2 protein-coding genes are annotated in these 5,993 nt (G+C 72.1%); both read right to left on the bottom strand.

Annotated features, from left to right (window positions below; translation table 11 throughout):
* Nucleotides 1–53: 53 nt before the first annotated feature.
* Nucleotides 54–2,726 carry a DUF4062 domain-containing protein gene (locus GH736_RS15530; protein WP_159604943.1) on the bottom strand — a complete coding sequence of 891 codons (2,673 nt, stop codon included), beginning with the start codon at nt 2,724–2,726 and terminating at the stop codon, nt 54–56.
* Between the two features lie 175 nt (nt 2,727–2,901).
* Nucleotides 2,902–5,820, bottom strand: coding sequence for a GH32 C-terminal domain-containing protein (locus GH736_RS15535; protein ID WP_159604945.1), 2,919 nt, complete (start codon nt 5,818–5,820; stop codon nt 2,902–2,904).
* Nucleotides 5,821–5,993: the final 173 nt, after the last annotated feature.

Raw genomic sequence — 5,993 nt, forward strand, 5'->3', positions numbered from 1 at the left:
ACAGCGGAGCATGTCGGCAGCCCGGAGTAGCTTCGGCGCATGGTCACCACGGTTCAGCCCTTCGAGGTCCGCGTCTCCGCCGCGCGCCGCGACATCCCGCGTCCCCGCGCTCGCGCCGCCTCGAACGCGGCGGCGCCGTCGGAGGCCAGGATGCGCTCCACGAAGGGCCGGTACGTCGGGTTCGAGCGCTGGCCCACCAGCCCTGTGCGCACCCGCACGGTGTCGGCCGCGCCGAGCAGCACGCCGACCCGGTCGACGTCGCCCGCGACGGCGGCGCACGCCGCCAGGCCCTCCAGCGCGTACGCGATGCCGTCGTCGTTGCTGAGCTGGAGCGACAGCTCGAGGTTGCGCGAGAACAGGTCGGGGCGCGCCTCGCCGCGCGCGAGTCGCGCCCACCCGGAGTTCGCCAGGGTGATGCTCTCGACGAACACGTCGCCCGAGCGCCGGGCGTCCTCCAGCACCTCCTCGTAGATGCCGATCGCCCCGTCGACATCGCCGCGAAGCAGCGTGAGCGCACCGAATGCGTCCTTGAAGAGGGCCGCGAACGTCGGATGCTCGTCGGCCGACACGAGTTCGAGCGCGCGCCGTTGCAGCTTGTCGGCCCGCTCGAGGTCGGGCGGCGTGGACGCGGCACACGCGATGCTGAGCGCGGTGAGGGCGCCGCTCTCGCCGAGCGGGTCTCCGACCGCGTGGAACAACGCGAGGCTCCACTCGATCGGACCGGAGTCGACCTCAGGGCCGGGCTGCGACAGCGCCACCCACGAGGTGAAGCCCATCGCGATCGCCCGGGTGTGGTCGCGCAGCGGCACGTCGGCGTGCAGGATGTCCTCCATCCACGCCTTCGCCTCGGTGAGCTGGCTGCGGATCCACCAGTAGAGGAACAGCCGCCACACGGCCCGCGCGACGGGATCGACCATCCGGACCGAGATGAGATGCCGGAACGCGGCCCTGATGTTGTCGCGTTCCGCGTCCAACCGCTGCAGCGCGCTGGACTGGGTCGACCCCTCCAGCAGCGGCTCCACCTCGGCGGCGAGGCGCAGATAGTGCTCGCCGTGTGCGCGGCGCACCGCCGCGGCATCCGGTTCTGCCGTGAATCGGGCGCTCGCGATCTCGCGCACCGGCACGAGCATCGAGAACAGCGGCACGCCCGCATCGTCGTGCTGGCGCAGGAGGCTGCCGTCGACGAGCTCGAGGAGCGCGCCGAGGAGGTCGCCCGCCCACGGCGCTCGCGCCGTCACGGACTCCACGGCATCGAGACTGAAGTCGCCCGCGAACACGCCCAGCCGCACGAAGAGCGCCCTCGCCTCGGGGCTGAGCAGGTCGATGCTCCACTCCACGGTGGCCTGGATGGTGCGCTGCCGTTCGGGGATGTCGCGGGCGGCCGTGACGAGCAGCGGCAGCATCTTGTCGAGTCGTCCGAGCATCGCCGCGGGCGTCAGGGCGCGGATGCGCGCGGCGGCGAGCTCGATGGCGAGGGGCACGCCCTCGAGCGCGAGGCAGATCCGGGCGACGCCGTCGGCGTTCTCGTCGGTGAGCTCGAACCGGGGGTCGGCAGCGCGGGCGCGCGTCACGAACAGCCGCACGGCGTCGGCGGTGGAGATGGCCTCGAGCGAGGCACGTGCCGGGTCGGGCGGCAGGCCGAGGGGCTCCACGTCGAACACGCGCTCGCCGCGCACCCGCAGACGCGCCCTGCTCGTGACGAGGAACGTCGCGTCGGGCAGGTCGTTGAGCAGGGCCATGACGTCGCCGGCTGCCGAGATGACCTGCTCGAAGCTGTCGAGCACGATGAGGTCGCGACGGCCGGCTCGGGCGGCGCCGAGCTGCCGGCTGAGCGGCTGGTCGCCGGTGTCGCGCACGCCGAGCTCACGGGCGATCGCGGGCAGCACGTCGGCCGGGTCGAGCACATGCTCGAGGGCGACGAATGTCACCCGGTCGAACGGCTCGCCCGCGCTGCGCGCCACCTCGATCGCCAGTCGGCTCTTGCCGATGCCGCCCGGACCGACCAGCGTGACGACGCGCTCCGCGCCGTGGCTGAGCCAGTCGAGCAGGGTCGCCACCTCGCGATCGCGGCCGACGGCCTCGGTGTACGGCACGGGGATGTGATCGGTTCCCGAGGTGCCGGCGTCGGCCTCGCCGATGGAGGAACCGGATGCCGCGGACAGCCCGGGTATGGCGGACGCCCCGGGCGCCCCGGGCGCACCGGCCGCCCCGCCGAGCGCGCCGTGCCCGACGGATGCCGCGCGCGACGCGTCGAACCGTTCGGCGAGCAGCGTCGCGAGGTCGGCCGTGATGAGGTCGGCCAGTTGCTCGCTGCTCGAGAACGGCGTGTACGACGCGGTGTCGTCGTCGCGGATGCGCCCGAGGAGCTCGTCGAGCCGCTCCTCGCGCTGCGCCGGCTGCTTCAAGTAGATCAGCTTGGGCATGTCGGGCGGGGCGAGCAGGTACTCGTCCTCGAGGCCCGAGACCTCCTCGCCGGGCGCGATCCAGCCGTAGTGCTCCCAGTAGATTCCGACGAACACGTCGCTCTGGTCGAGGTAGGCCCGGTAGAGCTGCTGCGGCGGGTGCGGCCGCGCGCCGAGCTCGAACATGACCGGCGCGAGTCGGAGCCGCTCGATGGCTCCCCGAGCGGCACGCCGCTCGGGTTCGAGCTCCTTCAGAGTGGAGCTGACGAAGACCCGCAGCCGCTGGTCTGGCGTTCGGATCGGAAGTCCGGCGGCGCGTCCCATTACGGCGACGCCTCCAGCGTCGCCGGGGTGCATCGCCTTCGGCGCCCCATCCTGCCATTCTGGGGCCAGTGGCCGCCGACGTCCATCACCCGAGATCGGGGGACACGGGCGCGACGCGCTGCGCCTCGGCGAGCGGGGTGCGGCGGTCAGCAGCGCCGCACCCCGCCCCCATGGCTCAGCCGGCGACGCGCACGACGAGGGAGCCCCCGTCGGTCGTGCCGGCCGAGTTCTCGAGCTCGACCCGGTAGTGGTGCTCACCGGGCGCGGCATCCGTGATCGGGAACTGCACCATGCGCCCGTCGTCCGCCGCGCGGTACACGCGGCCGATCACCGAGTCGCCCTCGACCAGCCGCACCACCGTGGTCGGCTGGCCCTTGCCGAGCTTCACCTTCACGAGGTAGTCGCCGTCCTTGTCGGCCGACTTCGGCCCGGAGGTCGACGACAGCTGGGCTGCGGGCGGCGGGGCCGTCGCGTCGTCGACCCCGGCCTCCTTGTACATCGCCCCGTGCAGCGGTGTCACCGTGAGCGACTCGAGCGTGGCGCCATCACCGTCGGCCCACAGGCCGATCGCGTCGGCGCCGGCGTTCGGGAACACCTGGTCGGTGATCGTCGTGCGCCCGTCGGCGGTGAAGACCTCGACCGAGGACCGGTCGACGTACGCGGTGATCGCCACGGTGCCGTCCTCGCTGAGCGCCACCGGCGCATCGTCGAGCGACGGGAACGCCGGGTGGAACGCGGTGCTCCCCGAGTCGCGCCGGTCGACGAACAGGCGGCCGGATGCCGCGTCGTACCCGATGCGCGTCGACGCCTCGTCGTCGCCGAGCACGCTGAGTCCGACCGCGTCGGCGTCACCGGGCCGGAGCACGGCGTCGATGCGCACGACGTCGCCGGCCACGGGCAGCGTCTCCGAGCCGTCGGCGATCGGCCGCGAGGCATCCGTGTACGCCCGATCCGTCTGCTCGAGCTGCGCGAACTCGGGCGCGACCTGCTGCGCGAGGCGCGGGCCCTCGGGCGTCGACACCAGGCTCACGTCGCGGGGCAGCGTGTTGGCGCTGCGCCACGTCCCGGTCGGGATGTCGTTCGCGTAGTCCCAGTTGTTCATCCAGCCGAGCATCACCCGCCGTCCGTCGGGCGCGTTCGAGAACGACACCGTCGCGTAGTAGTCCCGGCCCCAGTCGAGCCAGTCGTAGCCCTCGAGGCGCGGCGCGGCCGCGGCATCCGAGAACATCACCTGGTCGACGAGCACGTGGCCCCAGCCGAACCGGTTGTTGTCGACGATGCGAATGGATGCCTCACGGCCGGCGTACTCGGCGACGTCCCAGCTCACCCAGTCGAGGGTCTCGCTGTTGCGGCCGGTCGCCGTGCGCACGACCTCGCCGTCGACGACGAGGCTGACCGACGTCTCCTCGGAGCGCGGCAGCGCGGGCTCGGCGCCGAGGACGAGGTGGTCGACCGTGAGGTGGCCCCAGCCGCCCGTCGCGTCGTCGTGCACCTGGAACTGCACGTCACGACCGGCGAACTCGGAGACGTCCCACGACTGCCAGTTGAGCGCGCCGCCTTCGGGGCCGGTGGCCGTGCGGACGACCTCGCCGTCGACGAGGAGCCGCACCTCGAGGGTGCCGTTGAACCGCTTGCCGCCGCCGAGCAGGAACGAGAGGTGGTCCTCGCCGGGCTGGATGGTGAACGCCGGCGAGGTGAGGTCGCCGAGGTTGTCATCGCCCTTCGGGCCGCCCTCCCAGGTGTTGATGCGCTTCTGGCCCAGGTAGTAGTCGCCCCCGGCCGTCGACGGGTTGCGGTTCGGGTCGACCGCGAGGTCGCCGGTCGCCGTCCAGCCGGTGTCGACGAGGGTCGTGCCGTCGGGGAACTCGAAGCCGTCGAACAGCAGGCGCCCGGCGGGCGGCTCGTTGCCGAGCTGCGTGCCGTCGACGTGCGGGTGGTTGCCGCCGCCGACGAGGAGGTTCACGTACGGGTCGTCGATGGTGAACGTCGGCGATTCGACGGTGCCGACCGGCCAGTCGAAGTCGTTGAACCCGTTGACGAGGCCTCCGCCGATGAATCCGCTCACCGCGTTCTGGCCGGGAAGGGTGCCGGTGGCCGGGGCGTCCCCGAACGGGCCGTTCTTCCAGTTGCCGGGCTCGTTGGCGACGGTCCAGCCGTCGTACGTGCCGTCGTCGAAGCCTGCGAAGACCTCGCCGGCCGGCACCGCGTCATCCGCCACCGTGCTCTCCGACGTGAAGGTGGTGCCGTCGAAGTCGCCCACGAAGTACTGGCCGCCGGAGCCGCCCGCGACGCTGCCCGGGTTGAGGTTCACGACGAGCACCCACTTGGTGTTCGCCGGGTCGCCGTCGACCGCGAGCGGGAACAGGTCGGGGCACTCCCAGATGCCGCCCGTGGCGTTGGCCGGGCCGAAGTCGCTGAGGTGCGTCCACGTCTTCAGGTCGTCGCTGCGCGAGAGGACCACCTTGTACTGCAGCGCCTCGACGGCCGCCATGACCCAGTACGACTCGCCGGTCTCCGGGTTCGTGTAGCGGAAGACCTTCGGGTCGCGGAAGTTGGACGAGCCCCGGTCGTACACCGGGTTGCCCTCGTACTTCGTCCAGGTCTGGCCGTGGTCGAGGCTGTACGCGAGCGACTGCGCCTGCCGGCCGGCGAGGGTCGGGTGCGCCGGAGTGTATGCGCTCGTGTAGATCGCGATCATCGGCGGGTTCTCGGCCGTGCCGAGGCCGCTCGTGTTCTGCTCGTCGAGCACGACCGAGCCCGAGAAGATGTCCTCGATCGCGACGCCGTTCGCGTCGAACGTCTGCGGGATCGCGAGCGGCTGCTCCTCCCAGTGCACGAGGTCGGTGCTCGTGGCGTGGCCCCAGCTCATGTTGCCCCAGCGGGTGCCGTACGGGTTGTGCTGGAAGAACAGGTGCCACGTGCCGTCCTCGTAGACGAGGCCGTTGGGGTCGTTCATCCAGTTGCGCTCGGGGGAGAAGTGCAGGTACGGGCGGTACTGCTCGCTCGCGGGGTCTGGTGCCGGGGGCTCCGCCGCGTCTGCCGGCGCCGCTCCGAGCAGGCCGGCTGCGAGTGCCACGGCGGCGGCCGCTGCCATGCTCGCCGCCCATGGTGATTTCGTCGTCATCGTCTGTTTCGCCCTTCATCGCGCGTGTCACGGTTGACTCGTGACATCGTTGTCAGTCCGACGGCGGCGATGCTACGCAGTGTCCGGCGGACAATGCAAGGGGCGGATGCCGCGGGCGGCCTGCCGCGACCGCGGCCGCGGGC

Origin of the sequence: Agromyces humi, assembly GCF_009720255.1 — a bacterium.
GTDB classification, from domain to species: domain Bacteria; phylum Actinomycetota; class Actinomycetes; order Actinomycetales; family Microbacteriaceae; genus Agromyces; species Agromyces humi.